General features: G+C 52.5%; 16 protein-coding genes. 7 read left to right on the top strand and 9 right to left on the bottom strand.

Features of this window, described 5'->3' with window-relative positions; genetic code table 11:
* Nucleotides 1-274: 274 nt before the first annotated feature.
* From JK211_RS15360 to JK211_RS15350, 3 genes are all read left to right on the top strand, one after another.
* Nucleotides 275-1453 carry an MFS transporter gene (locus JK211_RS15360; protein WP_343876820.1) on the top strand — a complete coding sequence of 393 codons (1179 nt, stop codon included), beginning with the start codon at nt 275-277 and terminating at the stop codon, nt 1451-1453.
* Nucleotides 1454-1661: 208 nt separating this feature from the next.
* A complete protein-coding gene (locus JK211_RS15355; RefSeq protein WP_212709524.1) occupies nt 1662-2270 on the top strand; it encodes a cupin domain-containing protein in 609 nt (202 codons plus the stop codon).
* Between the two features lie 27 nt (nt 2271-2297).
* A complete protein-coding gene (locus JK211_RS15350) occupies nt 2298-2996 on the top strand; it encodes an NADPH-dependent F420 reductase (RefSeq protein ID WP_343876818.1) in 699 nt (232 codons plus the stop codon).
* 46 nt (nt 2997-3042) lie between these two features.
* Here the strand turns inward: JK211_RS15350 and JK211_RS15345 are convergent, their stop codons facing one another.
* The 5 genes from JK211_RS15345 to mdoC form a co-directional block, all read right to left on the bottom strand.
* Complete coding sequence (locus JK211_RS15345) at nt 3043-4464, bottom strand: cytochrome c (RefSeq protein WP_212709523.1); 1422 nt, start codon at nt 4462-4464, stop codon at nt 3043-3045.
* A complete protein-coding gene (locus JK211_RS15340; protein ID WP_212709526.1) occupies nt 4461-6116 on the bottom strand; it encodes a GMC family oxidoreductase in 1656 nt (551 codons plus the stop codon). Before JK211_RS15340 ends, JK211_RS15345 begins: the two co-directional genes overlap by 4 nt.
* A gap of 26 nt (nt 6117-6142) precedes the next feature.
* On the bottom strand, nt 6143-6712 hold the full coding sequence (locus JK211_RS15335) for a sugar dehydrogenase complex small subunit (protein ID WP_212709522.1): 570 nt from the start codon (nt 6710-6712) through the stop codon (nt 6143-6145).
* 242 nt (nt 6713-6954) lie between these two features.
* Nucleotides 6955-8463 (bottom strand): SulP family inorganic anion transporter, encoded by a 1509-nt coding sequence (locus JK211_RS15330; protein WP_212709521.1) that lies wholly within the window; start codon nt 8461-8463, stop codon nt 6955-6957.
* Nucleotides 8464-8605: 142 nt separating this feature from the next.
* Nucleotides 8606-9724, bottom strand: coding sequence for a glucans biosynthesis protein MdoC (gene mdoC / locus JK211_RS15325; protein ID WP_212709520.1), 1119 nt, complete (start codon nt 9722-9724; stop codon nt 8606-8608).
* Nucleotides 9725-9981: 257 nt separating this feature from the next.
* On the opposite strand from mdoC, the gene JK211_RS15320 reads away from it, so the two are divergent.
* The 3 genes from JK211_RS15320 to JK211_RS15310 all read left to right on the top strand — a co-directional run bounded on the left by JK211_RS15320 (nt 9982) and on the right by JK211_RS15310 (nt 14458).
* Nucleotides 9982-11517 carry a glucan biosynthesis protein G gene (locus JK211_RS15320; RefSeq protein ID WP_212709525.1) on the top strand — a complete coding sequence of 512 codons (1536 nt, stop codon included), beginning with the start codon at nt 9982-9984 and terminating at the stop codon, nt 11515-11517.
* The gene (mdoH, locus tag JK211_RS15315; RefSeq protein WP_212709519.1) at nt 11510-14062 is read left to right on the top strand and encodes a glucans biosynthesis glucosyltransferase MdoH; all 2553 of its coding nucleotides are present in this window, start codon (nt 11510-11512) and stop codon (nt 14060-14062) included. Before JK211_RS15320 ends, mdoH begins: the two co-directional genes overlap by 8 nt.
* A 168-nt stretch (nt 14063-14230) precedes the next feature.
* Nucleotides 14231-14458 (top strand): YceK/YidQ family lipoprotein, encoded by a 228-nt coding sequence (locus tag JK211_RS15310; protein WP_212709518.1) that lies wholly within the window; start codon nt 14231-14233, stop codon nt 14456-14458.
* 18 nt (nt 14459-14476) lie between these two features.
* On the opposite strand, the gene JK211_RS15305 is transcribed toward JK211_RS15310, so the two are convergent.
* Nucleotides 14477-14872 (bottom strand): MysB family protein, encoded by a 396-nt coding sequence (locus JK211_RS15305; protein WP_212709517.1) that lies wholly within the window; start codon nt 14870-14872, stop codon nt 14477-14479.
* Nucleotides 14873-14999: 127 nt separating this feature from the next.
* Nucleotides 15000-15923: a Kdo(2)-lipid IV(A) acyltransferase gene (locus JK211_RS15300; protein WP_212709516.1), complete on the bottom strand. Its 924-nt coding sequence runs from the start codon at nt 15921-15923 to the stop codon at nt 15000-15002.
* A gap of 250 nt (nt 15924-16173) precedes the next feature.
* Here JK211_RS15300 and JK211_RS15295 point away from each other — a divergent pair, with 250 nt between their 5' ends.
* Nucleotides 16174-17226 carry a rhodanese-related sulfurtransferase gene (locus tag JK211_RS15295; RefSeq protein ID WP_212709515.1) on the top strand — a complete coding sequence of 351 codons (1053 nt, stop codon included), beginning with the start codon at nt 16174-16176 and terminating at the stop codon, nt 17224-17226.
* 78 nt (nt 17227-17304) lie between these two features.
* Here the strand turns inward: JK211_RS15295 and acpA are convergent, their stop codons facing one another.
* Both acpA and solA read right to left on the bottom strand, forming a co-directional pair.
* Nucleotides 17305-19029, bottom strand: a complete 1725-nt coding sequence (gene acpA / locus JK211_RS15290) for an acid phosphatase (protein ID WP_212709514.1) — start codon at nt 19027-19029, stop codon at nt 17305-17307.
* Nucleotides 19030-19273: 244 nt separating this feature from the next.
* Nucleotides 19274-20392, bottom strand: coding sequence for an N-methyl-L-tryptophan oxidase (solA, locus tag JK211_RS15285; protein WP_212709513.1), 1119 nt, complete (start codon nt 20390-20392; stop codon nt 19274-19276).
* Nucleotides 20393-20534: the final 142 nt, after the last annotated feature.

Here is a 20534-nt window from a genome sequence, read left to right as displayed (position 1 = left end):
GGCATATGGATACCGGGATAATGAATACTTCTTCCTGAAGATAAAAGCAGCGTTCCCCGGTAAAACGCGATGAACCTAAAAAAAGCGCCCGCCACCAGCAGAGCAACACCTGAAACAGACTTATTTGTTTTATTTATCAATACGCACATGACTGTTGCTTACCGGGCATGAGAACATAAGGAGCGATCATGATATCCAATGCCCGGAAGGGATGCATCTCATGAATGTATGTAAATATGTTTAGTAAATATTAATTAATTGTATTGGAGTTTTTGTGCAGCAAAAGAAGACCATAAATATCGGGATGGCCCTGCTGGCGATGGGGCTGGGCGGCTTCGGTATCGGCACCGGTGAGTTTGTGATTATGGGCTTATTACCGGATGTCGCGCACGGGCTCGGACATTCAGTCACCAGTACCGGTAATGCGATCACCGCATATGCATTAGGGGTGGTATTCGGAGCACCGTTAATTGCAGTACTGGGAGCACGGGCGTCCCGCCAGCATCTGCTTATTTTTCTGATGGGGTTGTTTGCCGCCGGTAATATTGCCAGTGCATTGACCCCGGGATATATGAGCTTTGTCGTGGCGCGTTTTATCAGCGGGTTACCTCACGGGGCGTATTTTGGTATTGCCTCGCTGGTATCAGCCTCGCTGGTTGCACCGGAACAGCGGGGTAAAGCGATTGGCCGGATGATGACAGGTCTGACCATTGCCACGCTGCTGGGAGTACCGCTGGCCGCCTGGGTAGGGCACCATCTTAACTGGCACTATGCCTTCCTGTTTGTCGGGCTCTGTGCACTGGTATCACTGCTGCTGGTGATCCGTTATGTGCCTTATCAGCCTGGGGATCCGTCAGCTCATCCGCTACAGGAACTGACGGCACTGAAAACCCCGCAGGTTTTGCTGGTACTGCTGACCGGTGCTGCCGGGTTTGGCGGTATGTTTGCGGTGTTCAGTTATATTACTCCGACTCTGATGCAGGTTGCCGGGCTGGCCGAATGGGCAATTCCCTGGGTGATGGCCGCTTTCGGGCTGGGAATGATTGTCGGCATGATGGCCGGCGGACGGTTATCTGACTGGAGTGTCAGGAGGGGGATCACGGTGGCTCTGTTATGGAACCTGGTGGTGATGGCTCTGTTCCCGCTGCTGGCTAAATTTGTGAGCGGTGGTGTGGTAGCAACTTTCCTGGTGGGGACAACTTCGCTACTGATCCCTTGTCTGCAAATCCGGCTGATGGATGTCGCGGGTAAGGCCCAGACGCTGGCGGCGGCTATGAATCACTCAGCATTAAATATTGCTAATGCATTAGGGGCGTTCTTCGGCGGAGTGGTGATCAATGCCGGTATGGGCTGGACAGCCACTGCCTGGGTGGGTGGTGCTTTAGGGATTGTCGGACTGTTAGCCTGGCTGAGTGCTTTAGTGACCAGTAAAGCGCAGACCTCCGTGCGCTAAGTCATCTGAGGTTTCAGATATATTCTGTCACCTTTTCTCTGTTACCTGCAGTATTCTGAAAGCCCCGCGGACTTTACAAAAAGCCGCGGGGCTTTTATACCTTTAATAGCCGTACGACGCAGTTACCGGGCAGACGATATCTGTTTGCTGCCGCTTATTCTCAGGGTAGAAATCTGCAGTTTTGTTAACTATTGCTCAAGGGGGAAATATGTCAGTCGATTCCCGCCGGGACTTTTTACGTGTGATGACGCAGATCGCGCTTAGCACACCACTTTTGTTTGCCGCCGCTGCACGTGGTGAATCTCCCTCCCGGCTCACTCCGGAACATTTCAGATTATCAGCCAATGGCTGGGTACCGAATAATCCACACCTTCCTGTCCTGCTCTACCGGCAGGTATTGCCGCTATCCGGCGCGGTTACGCAGCACTCTGAACAGGCTTTTCAACATAACGGCTGGCCACCCCAGTGGGTGGCAGGGGTATTCGACTTCCACCATTACCACAGTACTGCCCATGAAGTCCTGGGGGTTGTCGGTGGTGAAGCCCGGCTGATGCTGGGCGGCCCGGGAGGAAAGACGGTGACGGTTAATGCCGGGGATGTGGTGTTACTGCCGGCAGGCACCGGACACTGTAACACCGGCAGCAGTGACGATTTTCTGGTGGTGGGTGCCTACCCGCCCGATCAGCACTGGGATATCTGTCGTTCTGCCCCGACCGCCGGGATGCAGCAGCGTATTGCCTCGCTGCCTTACCCGCATCAGGACCCGGTCAGTGGTCAGCCTCATCCCCTGATGACCCTGTGGGATCCGCTCGCCTGATTTATTTGTATAACTAAGGAGGATTCCGTGACAGGAATTAAGCAGTTATTTTGCAGCGCTATATTGCTGGCTGGCAGTATGCTAACCGCCCACGCCAGTAGCTTACCGGTTGTCGGTATTATCGGTGCCGGTCAGATGGGCGGAACTCTGGCAACTCTGTGGAGCAAAGCCGGATATCCGGTGATTTTATCATCGCGGCATCCGGACCAGTTACAAAGCCAGGTCAGTGCCCTTGGTGCCCATGCCAGTGCCGCCACTCCTGAGCAGGCCGCTGAAAAAGCCAGTATTGTCGTGCTGGCCGTGCCTTATGGCGCATTGCCGTCTCTGGCGAAGGTTATCGGCCCGCAACTGAAAGGTAAAGTTGTCCTGGATGTCACCAATCCTTACCCCGGCCGCGATGGTAATATTGCGCAACAGGCCCTGAAACAGGGAGCAGGGGAATACAGTGCAGGGCTTTTCCCCGGTGCCCGTCTGGTACGCGGATTTAATTCGGTTGCTGCTTACACTCTGAGTTCACAGGCGCACCGGTCAGGGGAGTTACTGGCCATTCCGCTGGCGGGTAACGATCAGCAGGCCCTGAATGAAGTCTCTGAACTGGTAAAAAATGCCGGTTTTGATCCGGTGGTGGCTGGCGGACTGGATAAAGCGCGTCTGTTTCAGCCGGGCAGTGAATTATTCCTGAACAGTCTGACCGGTCAGCAACTCCGTCAGCAATTATCCCGCTAACCCTGCGGGCAAAAAAGGGGGCAGTCGCCCCCTTTAACCCGTTCGTCTAACGGCGGCGACTGCGCCGCAGGCGGAAGGCAACCAGCAACAGTATCACAATAATGACCGCAACACTGATGGCGGGGATCATGTACGGCTGCAGAGCGACCAGAGCCGGCGGATGGCCGCCCTTACGGACCCAGGCCACATCACCTGCCTGCACGGTGACCTCAGGATTACCGTAATTATGCAGAACATAGTTACTGATATCCGCGATTTGCTGATCGGTCAGGTTATCCACATAAGTGGGGGAACTGAAGCCGGGCATCAGCACCTGATGATCTTTGGTATTGCGTTGCACACCGAACAGAATGGTCGCAATCAGGTTTTGCGGATGGATCATGCCGGTCGCGGTGTTATGGAACAGGGAAGGGTAGGCCTGATTCTTGCTGCCGGCACCGTCTGGCTGGTGACAACTGGCACAGTTACCGCTGAACAAGGCTGCACCGGAAGTCAGAGAGTCACGGGCATTATTTGCGGCCATCCCACGGACCTCATCATCCACATTGACCGATGAGGAGCCATAGCTGTACGCGGCTTTGGTTTCCCCCGCGGTGCGGATTGGCGTGGTCTGTTTCAGATAGACAGCAATCGCCTGCAGATCACTGTCCGGCAGGTATTGCAGGCTGTGTTCAACGGCTTCAGCCATACCGCCAGCAGCCTGGTTTTTACCTTCGGCCCGGCCGGTTTTCAGGTAGCTGATGATTTCATCATTGCTCCAGCCACCAATCCCGCTGATCTTATCGGAAGTAATATTCGGCGCGTACCAGCTGCCAAGCGGAGCCCCGGCCAGTGGCTGATCCGTTTTTTCATTCATCATAAAACCGCGTGGCGTGTGACAGGTGTCACAGTGAGCCAGCCCGTTAACCAGATAGTTACCGCGGTTCCACTCGGCACTTTTCTGCGGATCCGGTTGCAGGGTTTTATTATCGGCATACAGCAGGTTCCAGAACTTCATACTGAAACGGATATTGAACGGGAACGCTAACCGGGTTTCTGTATTCTGCTGTACCACCGGTTTAACGCCATGCATAAAGTAATAATACAGGGCATGAGCATCACTGTCGGTCATCATCCGGTACGAAGTATAGGGCATCGCCGGGTAGAGTTGTGCTCCGTCGGCCCGGACACCATGACGTACGGCATCAACAAACTGTGCTTCAGTGTAGTGACCAATCCCGGTGGCCGGGTCGGGGGTGATATTGGTTGAGTAAATCGCCCCCATCGGTGAGGCGATAGCATAGCCGCCACTGAAGGCAGTTTTACTGCCGGGGGCGGTGTGACAGGCCTGGCAGTCAGATGCCGTTGCGACCAGCTCACCTTGTTTTAGCAGAGACTGATCAATATCTGCCGCCCTGGCAGCCACGGATCCCAGGCTGCCGCAGACCAGAGCCAGTAACGTCAGCTTCAGGCGGAAAAATCGTTTCATGCCAGCTCCTTCATACGCAGAGAGATATCATGAGCCGCTTTCAGGCCCAGCGCCGCCATACTCAGGGTACTGTTCACCACACTGGCGGAAGGGATCGCGCCGCCACCCGGTAGCCACAGGTTTTCATGATCAAAGGTCCGGCAGTTTCCATCGACGACAGAATCTTTAGGGCTTTTCCCCATAATGGTGCCGCCCATAATATGGTTGTTAGCATTCAGGGCAGTAGTAATGTTGAACTCTTTGCCGTTGAACAGTGAACCGATATGCTGCAGCTGTTCGTGGGCAGCGGTGGCACCTTTACGGACATAATCGCCGACATCATAGTGAATATCCGGGCAGGCCAGTCCGTGGGGATCTTTACGGGTTTTACTCAGGGTCAGGCGGTTTTCCGGGTCTGGTAACGGTTCCAGACTGATGGAAAGATCGACACCATGGATAGAACGATAACGGATCTCTTCATCCAGTGCTTTACCGACCAGCCCTTTAGCCAGCGCCTGTTTGGTTGCCGGTACTACGCGGGAAATATTATTCAGGATCATTTTGTTCGCTGAATATTCACTGCGGAATTCACCGTCACGCGGGCCGACCATACAGCTGCTCTGGGCCGGACCACGCCCCAGCCAGACAGGTTCTTCCGTCAGGAAACTGCAGTGAAAACCTGAGTGATCCATCATATTACGGCCCACCATATCGGAACTGTTAGCAATTCCGGTCGGGTTAGCCTGGTTGGCGGCCTGTAACAGCAGGCGCGGGGTTTCTATGCCGTTACATGCCAGAGCAAAAGCTTTGCCGGTCGCTTTGTGAGAAGCGCCCTGATTATCCAGCCAGTGTACGGCAGTGACACGGTTATTATCATCGGTATCAATTTTATAGACCACCGATTCAGCCAGTACCACAGCACCTTTCTGCTCAGCACGTTCCACATGATGAATACCGTTATACATAGCACCAATCGGGCAAATAGGCTGGCAGTTATTATTGCCACAGCAGACCGGACGGCCTTCCCAGGGGCGGGTACTGCGGCCCTGCGGGATCGGTACCAGATTATAACCGTGCGGGTTAACCACACTGGCAAAATAAGTGTCTCCATGGGCAAAAGGCACCATATCCATCGGGTAGGGCCTGCTGCGCTCACTGGGTGACTGCATAGACGGGTCGCTGGGGCCCGCGACACCTATCGCATACTCAGCCTCACAGTACCAGGGTTCCATTTCATCATAAGAGACAGGCCAGTCACGACCGACACCGTATTTGCTTTTCATCACAAAATCGCTGGGATGGTGACGCCAGCAGGATGCCGCCCAGTGCCAGGTGGTTCCGCCGACGGTCCGTAAGTAGCCCTGCTGGAAGCTGCCGGCACTCGGGCCTGTGACATTGACATAATTATTTGGCGGGAAATAGAGTGGGGCTGGCGCAAGGGGAGACTGAGGGTATAGCCCCTGAAAATCAGAGCCTGCGCGGTTAGCAAACGGCATATTTCGCCAGTTTTCTACTGCCTGTGCACGGCTGATCCGCAAGCCGGCTTCAAGGATCAGTACCGAATATCCCTGGCTGACCAGCTGGTCTGCAATCAGTCCGCCAACGATACCGGAGCCCACAATAACAATATCCGCGGATGCATCACCACCCGCAGTAAATTCTGGTTTTTTCATCATGATCTGTCTGTTTTAAGTGTTATTTACAGGTTATTAATCAGTTCAGGATCCAGCGGATCCGGTACCGGCGCTGTCCACCATAAGGGACCATTGCCGCAATAAGTGGGTACCACCAGCCCGTCACTGACCGTGTCGTACATCAGTGCCTGTTTATAGGCAACCAGGGTACCTTTGTAATCATCACCGATAGTCCCCGTATACCAGGCGGTCAGGATTTGCTGCAGGAAGTCGCCCAGTCCTGCGTCAATCGCTTTCTGCCTGAAAGCGATGGCGGAATCTCCGGGCTGACGTAGCTGTGCCAGTCGGGTGATTTTGCTGCTGAACTGATTATCACGTTTGATAAATGCACTGAGGAAGTGTGTGGCAAGCTGCGGGTTAATATGTTTATGCTCGGTAATCGCCTGCGAAACACTGATAAAGTCCTGAGTGGTATCGCCACCGTGAACCAGGCTGCTGGCAAAACTCTGCAGCGGTAAAGAGGCTGCCAGGCTGCCGGCGGTTAATATCAGCGCAGATTTTATAAATCCCCTGCGACTGGAACCGGTTCCACTGGCCGGTAAATCCGTATGACTTTGCTCAAAAATTTGCTTCATGTGAAATCCACATCTGTAAAACTATTTGTGATGGAAGTCACATCATATAATTAAAAGAAAATGATTTGTTAAATTTAATTGCCATGGTTAGCAAAAAAAAGCACTTTTTGTGCTTTTCCGGCCAGTGAAAAATATGGCGGAGAAGGTGATGTCTGGTAACAGAGGGAAGGGAACTGATGGCGTGGATAGCTCCGTGCGACGTCTGCCGGATAAACAGCGGCCATCCGTGGCCGTCAGATCGGTCAGTCCAGCTTACCACTCAGTCGCTGGTGAAGATCTTTGCTGCGTCCGTCAAGGCCGGCAATGGTCACTGTTGCATTATGGCGGCGGTAACGCTGTTCGATGGCATCCAGTACTGCCACCGTGGATGTATCCCAGAGTGTGGCGGCAGACAAGTCAATGATTACCGTCGCCGGGTCATCGGCATAACTGAAATGCTCATACAGGTCATTGCTGCTGGCGAAGAACAGAGGGCCGTGAATCTGATAACAGACTGACTGGCCATCGGCTGATACCCGGCGTTCGGCACGGATCACATGGCTCAGGCGGCGGGCAAACCACAGTATCGCCAGCACAACACCGCTGACCACGCCCAGTGCCAGATTAGCGGTTTGTACGGTAATAGCCACTGTTGCCAGCATAATCAGGGTTTCTGATAAAGGAATGCGTCTCAGGGTCGCAGGGTGAATACTGTGCCAGTTAAGGGTTTTGACTGCGACCACCATCATAATGGCTGCCAGTACGACCATCGGTATATGCGCCATCACCCGGCTCAGGACACTGACCAGTAACAGCAGGACCAGCCCGGCAGCCAGTGTTGACACCCGGCTGCGGGCTTTGCCTAACTCTACGTTGACAATTGTCTGGCCAATCATGGCACAGCCGGCCATTCCGCCGCAGAAACCCGCGATAATATTAGCGATACCTAAGCCGGTTGCTTCTTTGCGTTTTGACGAAGTGGTATCTGTCAGATCATCGACCACTTTGGCTGTCAGCAGCGTTTCTATCATACCGACCAGTGCCACACTGACCGCCGTTGGCCAGATGATCTGCAGTGTTGTCATATTCAGGGGTACCAGCAGCCGGGTAAGTGCCGGTAATCCGCCCCCGATAGCGCCTTCATCACCGACATTCGGTACGGTATAGCCCATTGTCCAGCAGATGGCTGTCACCGCGGCAATCGCGACCAGCGGAGCAGGGATGGCAGGTAACAGACGCGGCAGTAACAGCACAATCACCAGTGTCAGGGCAAAAAATCCCCAGACCACGGCAGAATGTCCAAGCACATGAGGCACCTGAGCAAAAAATATCAGGATCCCGAGGGCGTTAACAAAACCGGTCATTACGGAACGGGGAATATAACGCATCATGCGTGACATGCCCGTCAGCCCGAAAATAATCTGCAATATCCCCGCCAGAACCACCGTCGGCAGAATATAGCTGATGCCGTGCAGATGCACCATCGGGCCGATCACCAGTGCCACAGAACCCGCAGCGGCACTGACCATCGCCGGACGGCCACCGATCAGTGACAGGGTCAGGCAGATCACTACCGAAGCAATCAGGCTGACCTGCGGTGATACCCCGGAAACGACGGAAAACGAAATCACTTCCGGAATCAGTGCCAGTGCGGTAACCACGCCGGCCAGGCATTCACGGGTAAGCAAAGCCGGAGAAAGGAATACGGTGGTTATTCCCGGTGACTGGTGCGGCACAGGGCAGGATGAAGATAGGGTATTTTCCTGATTCATGGGGAAGATAACTCTTACGCTAAAGGGGATTAATGACCGGGGATGGCAGGGCGGCGGCGTTTGTTTGTGCAAACCCCGCGATGCTGACCCCGGGGGCTGCCGTGTCGTCTGGTGAACGACGTTACGGCAGACCACGAAAATATCAGGCTTTTTTACCGGAAAACAAAAAGCGTAGCAACGGAATACGCAGATGAATTTCGTAGAGCAGGAAAGAGATACCGAAAACAAATATCAGACCGGCAAAAAAACCGAGGCTGTTACTGGCAATATGTGGCATCACAAACAGACCGAATACCAGAGTTAACGGGTGGTGTACCAGATAAATAAACAGAGAGGAATTGACCAGATACCTGACCTTCCCTGACGGATTATTCAGGAAACGATAACCGAAACTGAAACAGATATTCAGCATGCACAGGCCCATGGCCATAGAGATTAACGCGTCCAGTTCATATAACCAGCCAGCCCCGGAACTGTATTGCTGGTTAAGGTGATAGGCGATAAACAGCAAAATAGCCCCGGCCCAGACCGGCGGGTGACGGCGAATAAACAGGGCTTTGGCCTGCGGGTTAATCCAGGCAATGGCGCCCAGCAGGAAAAAGGGTAAATAAAATAATGACTGCATAACGGCAATATTAAATAACCCGTCCATCAGCACCGCAGGTGCCTGCCAGAGTAATAAACGGCGAACCACTCCCCAGCCGATCACGCAGACCGACAGGGCAAGGAAAATACGCGGCCAGTTTATGGTCAGGGTACTTAATCGCTGCTTATGTTTATTGATCATCGCAAACAACAGCATGCCGGAGGCGGTCAGTAACAGTAATACCAGTAAAAACCATAAATGTGAGATCAGCTCCCAGACCAGAGTGTTATAACGCTGATAGAGGCTGTACTGCGACCAGTCGGTAAATTTATCCGACCAGGCTTTCAGCATAAAAAACTGCGGCAGGGTAATTAACGGGATCGCGGCCAGAAAAGGGATCCCGACTCTTTCCATCCTGACTTTCAGCCAGCGTACCGGCTGGTAACGCAGATAGAGCATATAAGAAAAATAACCGGAGATAACAAAGAAAACCTGCATCCGGAAGGAGTGGATAAACTCGTTGAATAACGTCAGCCACAATGAGTCTGTCGGGCTGTTCACTGTCCACTTCTGGCTTGAATAGATCAGTGATACATGGAAGGGGACACCGAGTAACATTAGCCCGGCACGGATGGAGTCCAGAAAATATTCTCGTTCAGGTTTTGCGGTAACCATAAAAATCACTCATAAGATAAATTAGAACTTTCCGGAAGTAACTGCTGGAAAAGTCATACTATAATTGTATCAGACAAGTGTTAACACTGGCTGGTTTCGTTAAAGATTCCGAAAAAAAAGCCTGTAGTAAGATAATCAGTACAATCTGCAGGCGTAGCTGTCAGAATCAGAAATAATCAATTACTATGGGCGCGATTTATTCAGGCACACGCACGCAAGGGGGAGATGTGCTCACGACAGAATGTAAAAAATCAGGATTGATGAAAATGCACTGGGTTGGTGCTGCGGTCCTGCTTGCAATGTATGCCAGCAACAGCTGGGCATTTGATCTGAATGATGTGGCCAGACAGGCAAAATCACTGGCTGATAAAAGTTATGAGGCACCGAAAAGTAATCTGCCTTCCCAGTTCCGGGACATGAAATTTGCGGATTATCAGAAAATTCAGTTCAGACAGGACAAAACCTATTGGGGTAAATTGCGTACCCCGTTTAAGCTCGAATTCTATCCGGAAGGCATGTACTTCGATTTGCCGGTGAAACTGAACGAAGTGACCGCCTCTTCAGTGCGTGAGATTAAGTACAGCCCTGATTATTTCAACTTTTCCAATGTTCAGGCCGATGCGGACTCGGTGAAAAACCTCGGTTTTGCCGGGTTTAAAGTTCTGTATCCGCTGAACAGTAAAAACAAACAAGACGAGATAACCAGTTTCCTCGGGGCCAGCTATTTCCGTGTGGTCGGTGCCGGACAAGTCTATGGACTGTCAGCGCGTGGCCTGGCGATTGATACCGCGTTACCGTCCGGTGAAGAGTTCCCGCGCTTTAAAGAGTTCTGGATCGAGCGACCGAAACCGCAGGATAAACAACTGGTGATCTATGCGCTGCTGGATTCGCCGCGGGCAACCGGTGCTTACCGTTTTGTACTACACCCGGGGAAAGAAACCACTGTTGATGTCCGTTCTAAAATATACCTGCGTGATACGGTCGGCAAACTGGGGATTGCCCCGCTGACCAGTATGTTCCTGTTCGGCGCGAATCAGCCATCACCGGCCATGAACTACCGTAATGAATTACACGACTCTGACGGACTGTCGATCCATAACGGTAACGGTGAATGGATCTGGCGACCGCTGAACAATCCGAAGCGTCTGGCGGTCAGTTCCTATTCACTGGAAAATCCGAAAGGGTTTGGTCTGTTACAGCGTAACCGTGACTTCAGCCATTATCAGGACCTGGATGACCGCTATGACTTACGGCCGAGTGGCTGGGTTGAGCCGCTGGGTAACTGGGGTAAAGGTCATGTTGAACTGGTAGAAATTCCGACCAATGATGAAACCAACGATAATATCGTTGCTTTCTGGTCACCGGAAAAAATGCCGGAAACGGGCAAGGCGTCAGACTTCAACTACCGTTTACATTTCACGGGTAACGAGTCTCAGCTGCACACGCCGGATGTGGCGTGGGTAAAAGATACCCTGCGTTCCGCGGGAGATGTACGACAGTCCAATCTGGTACGTCAGCCGGATGGTTCAATCGCCTTTATCGTCGATTTTACCGGTCAGGCAATGAGTAAACTGCCACAGGATACTCAGGTGTCTCCGCAAGTCAGTATCGGGGATAATGGTGACGTGGTGGAACAGAGTGTCCGTTATAATCCGGTCACTAAAGGCTGGCGTCTGATATTGCGATTGAAAGTCAAAGACCCGAAAAAAACCACCGAAATGCGCGCTGCGTTAGTGAGTGGCGACAAAACGTTGACGGAAACCTGGAGCTATCAGTTACCTGCCAATGAATAAATCTACCTTTAACCCCGAAAAATATGTCGATGCTCTGCCGCTGTCTGCGGCGGAGCAGGCACAGCTGCGTCCATCCGCAGAGACTGATTTTGCGGATTTACAGCAGCAACTTGGTCATGACAACGCCGCCAGTGATCGCGAGGATGATGCCGCACTGAAATCCGTGTCGGCCAGGATCCGGATGGCCTGGCCGGACTCCGTAGACGGAGGCCGGCAGTTTGGTAAAGATGACGCTGACCGGACGACCCTGAAAGCAACGCCGCCGCTGAAACGTGCCGGTATGTATCCCTCACCCTGGGAAACAAACCCGCTGACCCGCATGTGGGGCGCGATGCGTGGCAGGGCCAAAAAGCCGCTGCATCAGGACCAGGCCAGTGTCGATGAGCGTATTGCCGAAGAGAAATGGCGTACTGTCGGTACCATTCGCCGTTATATTCTGCTGTTACTGACAATGGTTCAGACAGTGATTGCCACCTGGTATATGAAGACTATTTTACCTTACCAGGGCTGGGGGATGATTGATTCTTCGGAATTACTCAGCCAGAGCTGGCAACAGACGGTGCTGCAGCTGTTACCTTATGTCTTACAGACCGGCATTCTGATACTGTTTGCGATTCTGTTCTGCTGGGTGTCTGCCGGATTCTGGACGGCGCTGATGGGCTTCCTGCAATTAATGATCGGTAAGGATAAATACAGTATCTCCTATTCGACCACCGGAGAGGAGCCCCTGAATCCTGAACACCGTACCGCCCTGATTATGCCAATATGTAATGAGGATGTGGAAAGGGTGTTTGCCGGTCTGCGCGCCACCTGGGAGTCGGTGGTACGTACGGGTAACAGTGATCACTTTGATGTCTATATCCTCAGTGACAGCTATGATGCTGATATTGCTATTGCAGAACAGAAAGCCTGGATGGAGCTGGTCCGTGATGTCGGCGGTGCCGGTAAAATCTTCTATCGCCGTCGTCGCCGTCGTGTAAAACGTAAAAGCGGTAACATCGATGACTTCTGCCGCCGCTGGGGCAGTGAATACAGTTATATGGTGGTACTGGACGCCGACAGTGTGATGAGCGGTGAATGTCTGACCGGTCTGGTACGGATGATGGAAGCGAATCCTAATGCCGGTATCATTCAGTCTGCCCCGAAAGCCTCAGGGATGGATACTCTGTATGCCCGTTGTCAGCAATTTGCGACCCGGGTCTATGGGCCATTGTTTACTGCCGGTTTACACTTCTGGCAACTCGGGGAGTCTCACTATTGGGGACATAACGCGATTATCCGTGTGAAACCTTTTATTGAGCACTGTGCTCTCGCACCGTTGCCGGGGGAGGGGTCTTTCGCCGGGTCAATTCTTTCTCATGACTTTGTTGAAGCAGCACTGATGCGCCGCGCCGGCTGGGGGGTATGGATTGCCTATGACCTGCCGGGTTCTTATGAAGAATTGCCGCCCAACCTGCTGGATGAACTTAAACGTGACCGCCGCTGGTGTCACGGTAACCTGATGAACTTCCGGCTGTTCCTGGTAAAAGGTATGCACCCGGTGCACCGCGCAGTGTTTCTGACAGGGGTGATGTCTTACCTGTCAGCGCCCTTATGGTTTATGTTCCTTGCCCTGTCGACAGCGTTGCAGGTGGTGCACACGCTGGTGGAACCGCAGTATTTTCTGCAACAGCGACAGCTGTTTCCTGTCTGGCCTCAGTGGCGACCGGAACTGGCGATTGCGTTATTCTCCACCACGCTGGTGCTGCTTTTCCTGCCGAAACTGTTAAGTATTATTCTTATCTGGTTTAAAGGCTCGAAACCTTATGGTGGTCCGGTCCGGGTATTCCTGTCACTGATGCTGGAAATGTTATTCTCGGTATTACTGGCCCCGGTACGGATGTTATTCCATACAGTATTTGTGGTCAGTGCCTTCCTCGGGTTAAAAGCCGTGTGGAATTCACCACAGCGTGATGATGATGCTACGCCCTGGAAAGAAGCCTTTGCCCGCCATGGCTCGCAGATGCTGCTGGGAATTGTCTGGGCCTGGGGAATGGGGTATCTGGACCTCAACTTCCTGTGGTGGCTGGCACCGATCGTTTTCTCGCTGATCCTGTCGCCGTTTGTGTCCGTTTTCTCCAGCCGCGCAACCCTCGGGCTGAAGAGTCAGCGCGCCAGACTGTTTCTGATCCCCGAAGAGTATCAGCCACCGAAAGAGCTGGTAGATACGGATGCTTACCTGCAGCTGAACCGTGGCAGAGCACTGGAAAACGGCTTTATGCATGCGCTGTTTAATCCGTCTTTCAACGCGCTGGCCACCGCAATGGCGACCTCCAGACACAAGCGTAGCCAGTTACTGGAGCATGCCCGTGACCGGCGGGTGGATCAGGCACTCAGTGACGTACCGGAAAAACTTAACCGGGATCAGCGTTTAGAAATCATCAGTGATCCGGTGGTTCTGGCACGGGTGCATAGCCGGCTCTGGCAGTCCGGTGATAAATATCACCAGTGGCTGAGCAGTTATCAGAATCAGCCGCTTAACCCGCTGGCATTACCCCGCCACTGAACGGGCGTTACTCTGACGGCTACAAACCCCTGACTGGCTCAGGGGTTTTTTTATCCCTGCAGCAGCGGAATTAACAATAACCCGACAAAAAACAGAGAATTCCTTATCGGCACCCGCGGGGGAAACAGGCTAGACTACGCGGCACTGAAAGATAAAGGGTATCACAGAATGAGAGTCGTAATGCTGGCGGGATGTATGATGTTACTGACCGGCTGTGGCAGTATTATCAGCCGTACAGTGCCTGGTCAGGGCCACGGACACCAGTATTACCCGGGGGTGCAGTGGGATATGCGTGACGGGGGGCTGCGTTATCTGACGTTACTCGACCTGCCACTGTCTCTGATTATTGACACACTGTTACTGCCGGTGGATGCAAAACACGGAGCTTACGATTGATTCACCGGCCAGTGTTTGTTACCAGCGTTCAGCCTCGCTGTCGTCATCATTCCATTCTTCGGCGGCGGCTTCCCCTTCTTCGGTATCTGTAGGAGGGGTCAGCTGGAATTCGCCTTCATCCCATTCATGCAGTGTGTTTTCGTCCTGCCATTCCAGCGTCAGTTCCTGAGGGTCAAAATCTCCTGACCAGATAGCCTGCGCGGCATCATCATAGAGTAATGGCAGACATTCACTGGTTTCCTGATTTTCGTCGTCTGAGAATTGCGCCTGCCACATAATATCACCGTCCTGCATTACATATTTCTGTAAAGCAAACTGACTGATTTCCGGCTCGTGGTCAGCTTCCGGATGATCGGCCAGAAACTGTTCCCGTGCGGCATCGATTGCTTCAGACAGGGTGCTAAAAAGATCCATATGATAACCTCAGATTATCCGTGAGAAGAATGTAAAGCATAGATCAAAACAGACAGGGGGCAACCGGCGGAGTGAAGGATTTACGGCGTGCCGCCCGGAATGTGTATTGCCGGGCAGCAGTGGCAGATTAATACAGCGAAGGTTCACCTTCCGGCTGAGTTTTAAAGCGGCGGTGTAGCCACATATACTGTTCCGGGGCCAGCAGGATAGCCTCTTCGACAATCTGATTCATACGGGTGGCAGTTGACACTTCATCAGTCAGCGGAATGGAGTCACTGGCATCCGGTAAAATCACCATTTCGTAACCACGGCCATTCGGTAACCGGCGGGGCACAAACGGGATGACGGTCGGATGACTGGTGCGCATTAGCATATAGGTACCGCGGGTGGTTGCTGCTGTTCCGACCGCGAAAAAGGGTGCAAAAACACTGGCGCGCGGGCCATAGTCATGGTCCGGCGCGTACCAGATAATCTGATTATTTTTCAGCGCGCGGATCATACCTTTAACGTCTTTACGGTCAATCATATCTTTATTGGAACGCATCCGGCCGTAGGTTTGCAGCCAGTCGAGGAGTTTATTGTCATTCGGACGATACACGCCGATACCCGGATTAAATACACCAAAAATACGGGCCCCCAGTTCCAGCGTCAGAAAATGCATCCCGATTAACAATATGCCACGGCCACTGGCCAGTGCAGTATCAATATGTTCCAGTCCGGAAACCCTGAACCACTTACGTACCCGCCATTCCGGCCAGAACCAGGCCATCCCGGTTTCCATCAGGCCCATACCGACAGATTCAAAATTATGTACCAGCAGTGCTTCGCGATCAGCCACCGGCATCGCAGGAAAACACAGTTCCAGATTACGTCTGGCAGTGATCACCCGGCTTTTCAGAAAATGCATGGATAAACGACCAAGATTAGTCCCTATAAAATAGAGCACCGGGTAGGGCAGTAATACCAGAAGGTACAGAAAAACAATCCCCAGCCAGGTAAGCCAGTAACGCGGATGGAAAAGGCTTCGGTTAAATTCAGGCAATTGAGTCATATTATTTTATTATTTCCAGGTTTCCGTGGAACGACAGGGGAATCACTTCCCCACAATTCGGCGACTATTGTGCCATGTTTTTAGCTAAGCTAAAACGCAATATACGGGGGGGGGCAGCTACCGGACAGCGGTGTATCGCGAAGATTTAGCATGATTCGCCAAAGAATCGGTAGTCCCCGTTTTTTCATGATAACAAATCAGTTATCATACGCGCCCCCGATAATGAGTATAGATGACAGGAACGAACACCATGCCAGTGTTACATAACCTTGTATCCAATAAAGAGCTGAAAGAGCGGATGCTGGCCGAAACCGAGCCACGAACAACCGTCTCTTTTTATAAATATTTTCAGATCACTGATCCTCAGGCATTCCGTGACAGTCTGTATATTCTGTTAACGTCATTACAGGTTTTTGGCCGTATTTATGTGGCACATGAAGGGATTAATGCCCAGATCAGTGTACCGGCCAGCCGTTATGAAGAGATGAAACAGGCACTGTACAGTTTTGATCCGGCCCTTAATCATCTGCGTATGAATATTGCGCTGGATGACGATGGTAAATCCTTCTGGGTATTACGCCTGAAAGTCCGTGACCGTATTGTGGCAGATGGAATTGAAGATGACAGTTTTGATGCCAGTGATGTGGGCGATTATCTGAAAGCCGACCAGGTCAATCAGATGCTGGATGATCCGGATGCGGTATTTGTCGATATGCGTAATCATTACGAATACGAGGTCGGACATTTTGATCGCGCGATGGAGATTCCGGCGGATACTTTCCGTGACCAGCTGCCGATGGCTGTCGATATGCTGGAACAGCAGAAAGATAAAAAAATTGTGATGTACTGTACCGGCGGGATCCGTTGCGAAAAGGCCAGCGCCTGGATGCGACATAACGGCTTCAGTAATGTTTACCATATTGAAGGCGGGATCATCGAATATACCCGCCGCGCCCGGGAGCAGGGGCTGCCTATCCGTTTTAAAGGTAAAAACTTCGTGTTTGATGAACGGATGGGTGAACGTATTTCCGATGATGTGCTGGCACACTGTCATCAGTGCGGCACCCCCTGTGACAGTCATGTTAATTGCATTAATGATGGCTGCCATTTATTGTTTATCCAGTGCCCGCAGTGCGCGGAAAAATATCATGGCTGCTGTAGCCCGATGTGCATGGAAGAGTCTCAGTTATCGCCGGACGAGCAACGCTTGCGCCGTGCGGGGCGGGAAACCAGTAATAAGATCTTTAATAAATCACGCGGAGTATTACGTATGACTCTGCCACAACCGGTTAAACCGGAATAATAACAATTAACGCCGGATAAAATCAGGCATATTGTTATCAGGAAACAGCCCCCGTGACAGCAGGGGCTGTTTTATATATCAGACCGGAAAACGCAGTATTTCGGTTAAGTCACCCATCGGGGCAGACCCTTGTTTCGCCAGCGCTTTGTCGCGGGTCTGCAGACCCGGTAATTTCGGTAAATCATAGACCCGGCTGATTAACCGCAGAATTGAGCCGGTATCATACTGGGTATGTTCCACATGGCCTTTCAGGGCAAAGGGTGACACCACCAGTGCGGGTATCCGGGTGCCCGGTCCCCAGCGGTCGCCTTTCGGCGGAGCAACATGATCCCACCAGCCGCCATTCTCATCGAAAGTAATCACCACCACAGTATTATCCCACTGCGGGCTTTGCTGCAGGCGGTTAACAATATGGGCAATATGACGGTCCCCGGATTCTACATCTGAATAACCGGCATGCATATTCAGGTTACCCTGTGGCTTATAGAAAGTGACCGGTGGTAATTTTCCGGCATCGACATCTGCCAGAAATTTATTGGTCGCAGCCGTATCCCCCAGCCCGCCGTCACGCAGGTGTTTTGCCCGTCGCTCAGGGTGTTGCGGGCCGAGATCAGCAAAGTAGTTCAGGGGCTGATGATGCAGCTGGAAATCAGGGCGGGCAGGAAAAGTATCACTGTCTTTTTTACCGTCAACGGCAAACTGCCAGCCGCCTGAATACCAGGCCCAGTCAATACCTTTATCCGACAACAGGTCCCCGATATGCTGGTGTGTCTGTGCCGGCAGAGTTTTAGGTGAAGAAAGATCTGCCAGTGCCGGATTATTTTTGTCCCGGCTGCCTGATGGCCAGTACGGCGGCAGCATAGTATTTACCGCATAGCCATCGGGGGTCAGCTGGCTGGGACCGAACTGAGGGATCCCCTGTAATGCGCTGGTCGGTGAGCTGTCTTTTGGTTTCAGACGCGGATCGGTCGGGTCGTCGCTCATCAGGGTAGCGACCTGATCTTTCGCCGGTGACTGGTGGACATCCGGATAAAACGGCGGGCGGGCGCAGACCAGATACTGGTGGTTAAGGAATGAACCGCCAAAAGCGCCCTGGAAAAAGTTATCACAGAGAGTATATTCGCTGGCCAGATTCCACAGGCGCATATTATAGGCACTATCTCCGTAATGGCCCATCGTCAGGGCACCTGAATCTGCCCAGGCGACGAATTTATCGTTTTTTCCGCCGTTAATCTGCATCTGGTTCTGATAGAACACATGCCAGAGATCGCGGGTGATCACACCCTGTGGCAGAGCTTCACCATCGGGCCCCTTCAGCGCGAAGGGTTTATTAGGCAGATGCTGCATATACGGGGCATTTTCTGCGACCTGGTAACGGGTATGGTTGACGGTTTGTTCGTCAGGTACCAGTCCTTTCCAGACCGGGGGAAACTCGCTCAGTAGTGTGCCATCGCGGTCGCGCTGCTGATACTGTTGCGGGTGCAGTTCGGAAAGGGGATGTTTTACCCCCGGGAAATTGGCAAATAAATTATTAAAGCTGCGGTTTTCTGCATAGATAACAACAATATTGCGGACATGCTTTCTCAGCAATTGATCCTGCTGTTTCTCAGGCAGTTTATTTAAGGCTACAGGCTGATGAGCAGATGGCGTTTTTGCGTCTGCCAGCGGCAGTATCCCCGAACTCAGGCCGATAACCGAGGCTCCGGCGAGGAAGCGACGGCGGGCCGGGTTGTCAGGACGCGTATTTTGCGCCGAAGGCTGCTGTCCGGTAGCGTCATTCTTCTCATTTTCTGGTTTCTTCATTTGCACATAACCTTAATAGATTCATCATGGTAAAAGCAGCCAGAATCCTATAAGGCAGTTATGACAATATTATTACAACCACAGACTGGCGGAGGTACCGGCAGAAAAGAGCCTTCGTGACCGGGAGACCGGGCCAGCCCGGGGTACAGACCCGCGCAGGGTAAAATAGACAGCCCGCAGGGCCGCAGGAATGAATTGGTTTGTTACAATTACCCTGCGCCAGAGCGGCAGCAGGGTAACGCATTCAGCCAGTGAAGCGCTGCAGAGAAAAAGGTTTTACTGAGTCGGGTAACTGTCCCTGAGTAGCAAAATGGCAGGCAATTTCGCCTAACACCGGAGAAAACTTAAAGCCATGGCCGCTTAGCCCGGTGATCACCAGACAATCCGGGGTATCCGGCAGAGTATCAATAATAAAATCTTCATCCGGCGACATATCATAACTGCAGGACTCGCCATACAGACAGCCACCCACACCACTCAGACACTGGCGCAGAAAAGCGAAACACTCGCTGCCATCCCGGGCGATACTGCCAAAGGGCGGGCGGGGCTGATTCAGGGATAAGGGTTGTCCGCCGTCATGGCGTCCGGCTTTCAGAGCATTGTCCTGTGCCGGAAATCCGTAGTACTGGCTGCCGTCGTCCAGTTCGATACTGAACCCCGGGAAATGGTTGTTTTCACTATAGCGCCCGTCAGCCTGAAACCAGGAAAATACTTTGCGTATCGGGGTGACAGGTAATCCGGGCAACAGAGTCTGCACTGTGCTGCCGGAACTGACCAGCAGCTTGCGCCCGAAGTACTCACCTTCGGCAGTGGTGACTTTTTGCAGACCATCCTGCCGGCCGATGGCAGTGACGGGGCAATTAAACAGCTGGCCGCACCCCTGTTCCCTCGCCAGCCGGATCCAGTGTTCTATCGCACTTTCGGCAGAAAGATAACCGGCATCCTGTTCGTAAACGGCACAGAAGTGTTCAGGCAGGGTAATTTCAGGCCAGCGTTGCTGTACCTGCTTTGCAGTCAGGGTCTCTGTATTCAGTGACCAGCGTTGTGCACTGGTCCTGATATTTTCCATAAATCCCGAACCGCGGGGACCGGCATTTAATACACCACAGGGATGTAACAGCTTAACCCCGGCGGTTTGTTCAAATTCCTGCCACAGTGCCTTACTGCGCAGCAGCAGGGGAACATATTTTTCACCTTCGCCATAGGCATAACGGATCAGGCGGCTGGTGCCATGGTGTGCCCCCTGTTTATGGGGAGGATGGTGAGCATCAATCATCAATACATTCAGTCCTGCACGGCTGGCGTAATAACCGGCCGCTGCACCGGCAGAGCCACTGCCGGCAATTATTAAATCGTAAATCATTCCCGTTAACCCCCTGAGACAGTGCGGATAAACAGGATAACAGAGCCCTGAATGATAGCAAAAATAAAGGTTCATCGCGTTTTACCGGGGAACGCTGCTTTTATCTTCAGGAAGAAGTATTCATTATCCCGGTATCCATATG

This window comes from Tatumella sp. JGM130, assembly GCF_018257525.1.
In the GTDB taxonomy this organism is placed as follows: Bacteria; Pseudomonadota; Gammaproteobacteria; order Enterobacterales; family Enterobacteriaceae; genus Tatumella; species Tatumella punctata.
This window is presented reverse-complemented; position numbering and strand designations above follow the sequence as displayed.

What these genes read in the sequence shown, in the direction of transcription:
- acpA (WP_212709514.1), bottom strand. Translation starts at nt 19,029, where the DNA reads ATGAAGAAACCAGAAAATGAGAAGAATGACGCTACCGGACAGCAGCCT.
- mdoC (WP_212709520.1), bottom strand. Translation starts at nt 9,724, where the DNA reads ATGGTTACCGCAAAACCTGAACGAGAATATTTTCTGGACTCCATCCGT.
- JK211_RS15335 (WP_212709522.1), bottom strand. Translation starts at nt 6,712, where the DNA reads ATGAAGCAAATTTTTGAGCAAAGTCATACGGATTTACCGGCCAGTGGA.
- JK211_RS15345 (WP_212709523.1), bottom strand. Translation starts at nt 4,464, where the DNA reads ATGAAACGATTTTTCCGCCTGAAGCTGACGTTACTGGCTCTGGTCTGC.
- JK211_RS15355 (WP_212709524.1), top strand. Translation starts at nt 1,662, where the DNA reads ATGTCAGTCGATTCCCGCCGGGACTTTTTACGTGTGATGACGCAGATC.
- JK211_RS15305 (WP_212709517.1), bottom strand. Translation starts at nt 14,872, where the DNA reads ATGGATCTTTTTAGCACCCTGTCTGAAGCAATCGATGCCGCACGGGAA.
- JK211_RS15300 (WP_212709516.1), bottom strand. Translation starts at nt 15,923, where the DNA reads ATGACTCAATTGCCTGAATTTAACCGAAGCCTTTTCCATCCGCGTTAC.
- mdoH (WP_212709519.1), top strand. Translation starts at nt 11,510, where the DNA reads ATGAATAAATCTACCTTTAACCCCGAAAAATATGTCGATGCTCTGCCG.
- JK211_RS15330 (WP_212709521.1), bottom strand. Translation starts at nt 8,463, where the DNA reads ATGAATCAGGAAAATACCCTATCTTCATCCTGCCCTGTGCCGCACCAG.
- JK211_RS15310 (WP_212709518.1), top strand. Translation starts at nt 14,231, where the DNA reads ATGAGAGTCGTAATGCTGGCGGGATGTATGATGTTACTGACCGGCTGT.
- JK211_RS15340 (WP_212709526.1), bottom strand. Translation starts at nt 6,116, where the DNA reads ATGAAAAAACCAGAATTTACTGCGGGTGGTGATGCATCCGCGGATATT.
- solA (WP_212709513.1), bottom strand. Translation starts at nt 20,392, where the DNA reads ATGATTTACGATTTAATAATTGCCGGCAGTGGCTCTGCCGGTGCAGCG.
- JK211_RS15295 (WP_212709515.1), top strand. Translation starts at nt 16,174, where the DNA reads ATGCCAGTGTTACATAACCTTGTATCCAATAAAGAGCTGAAAGAGCGG.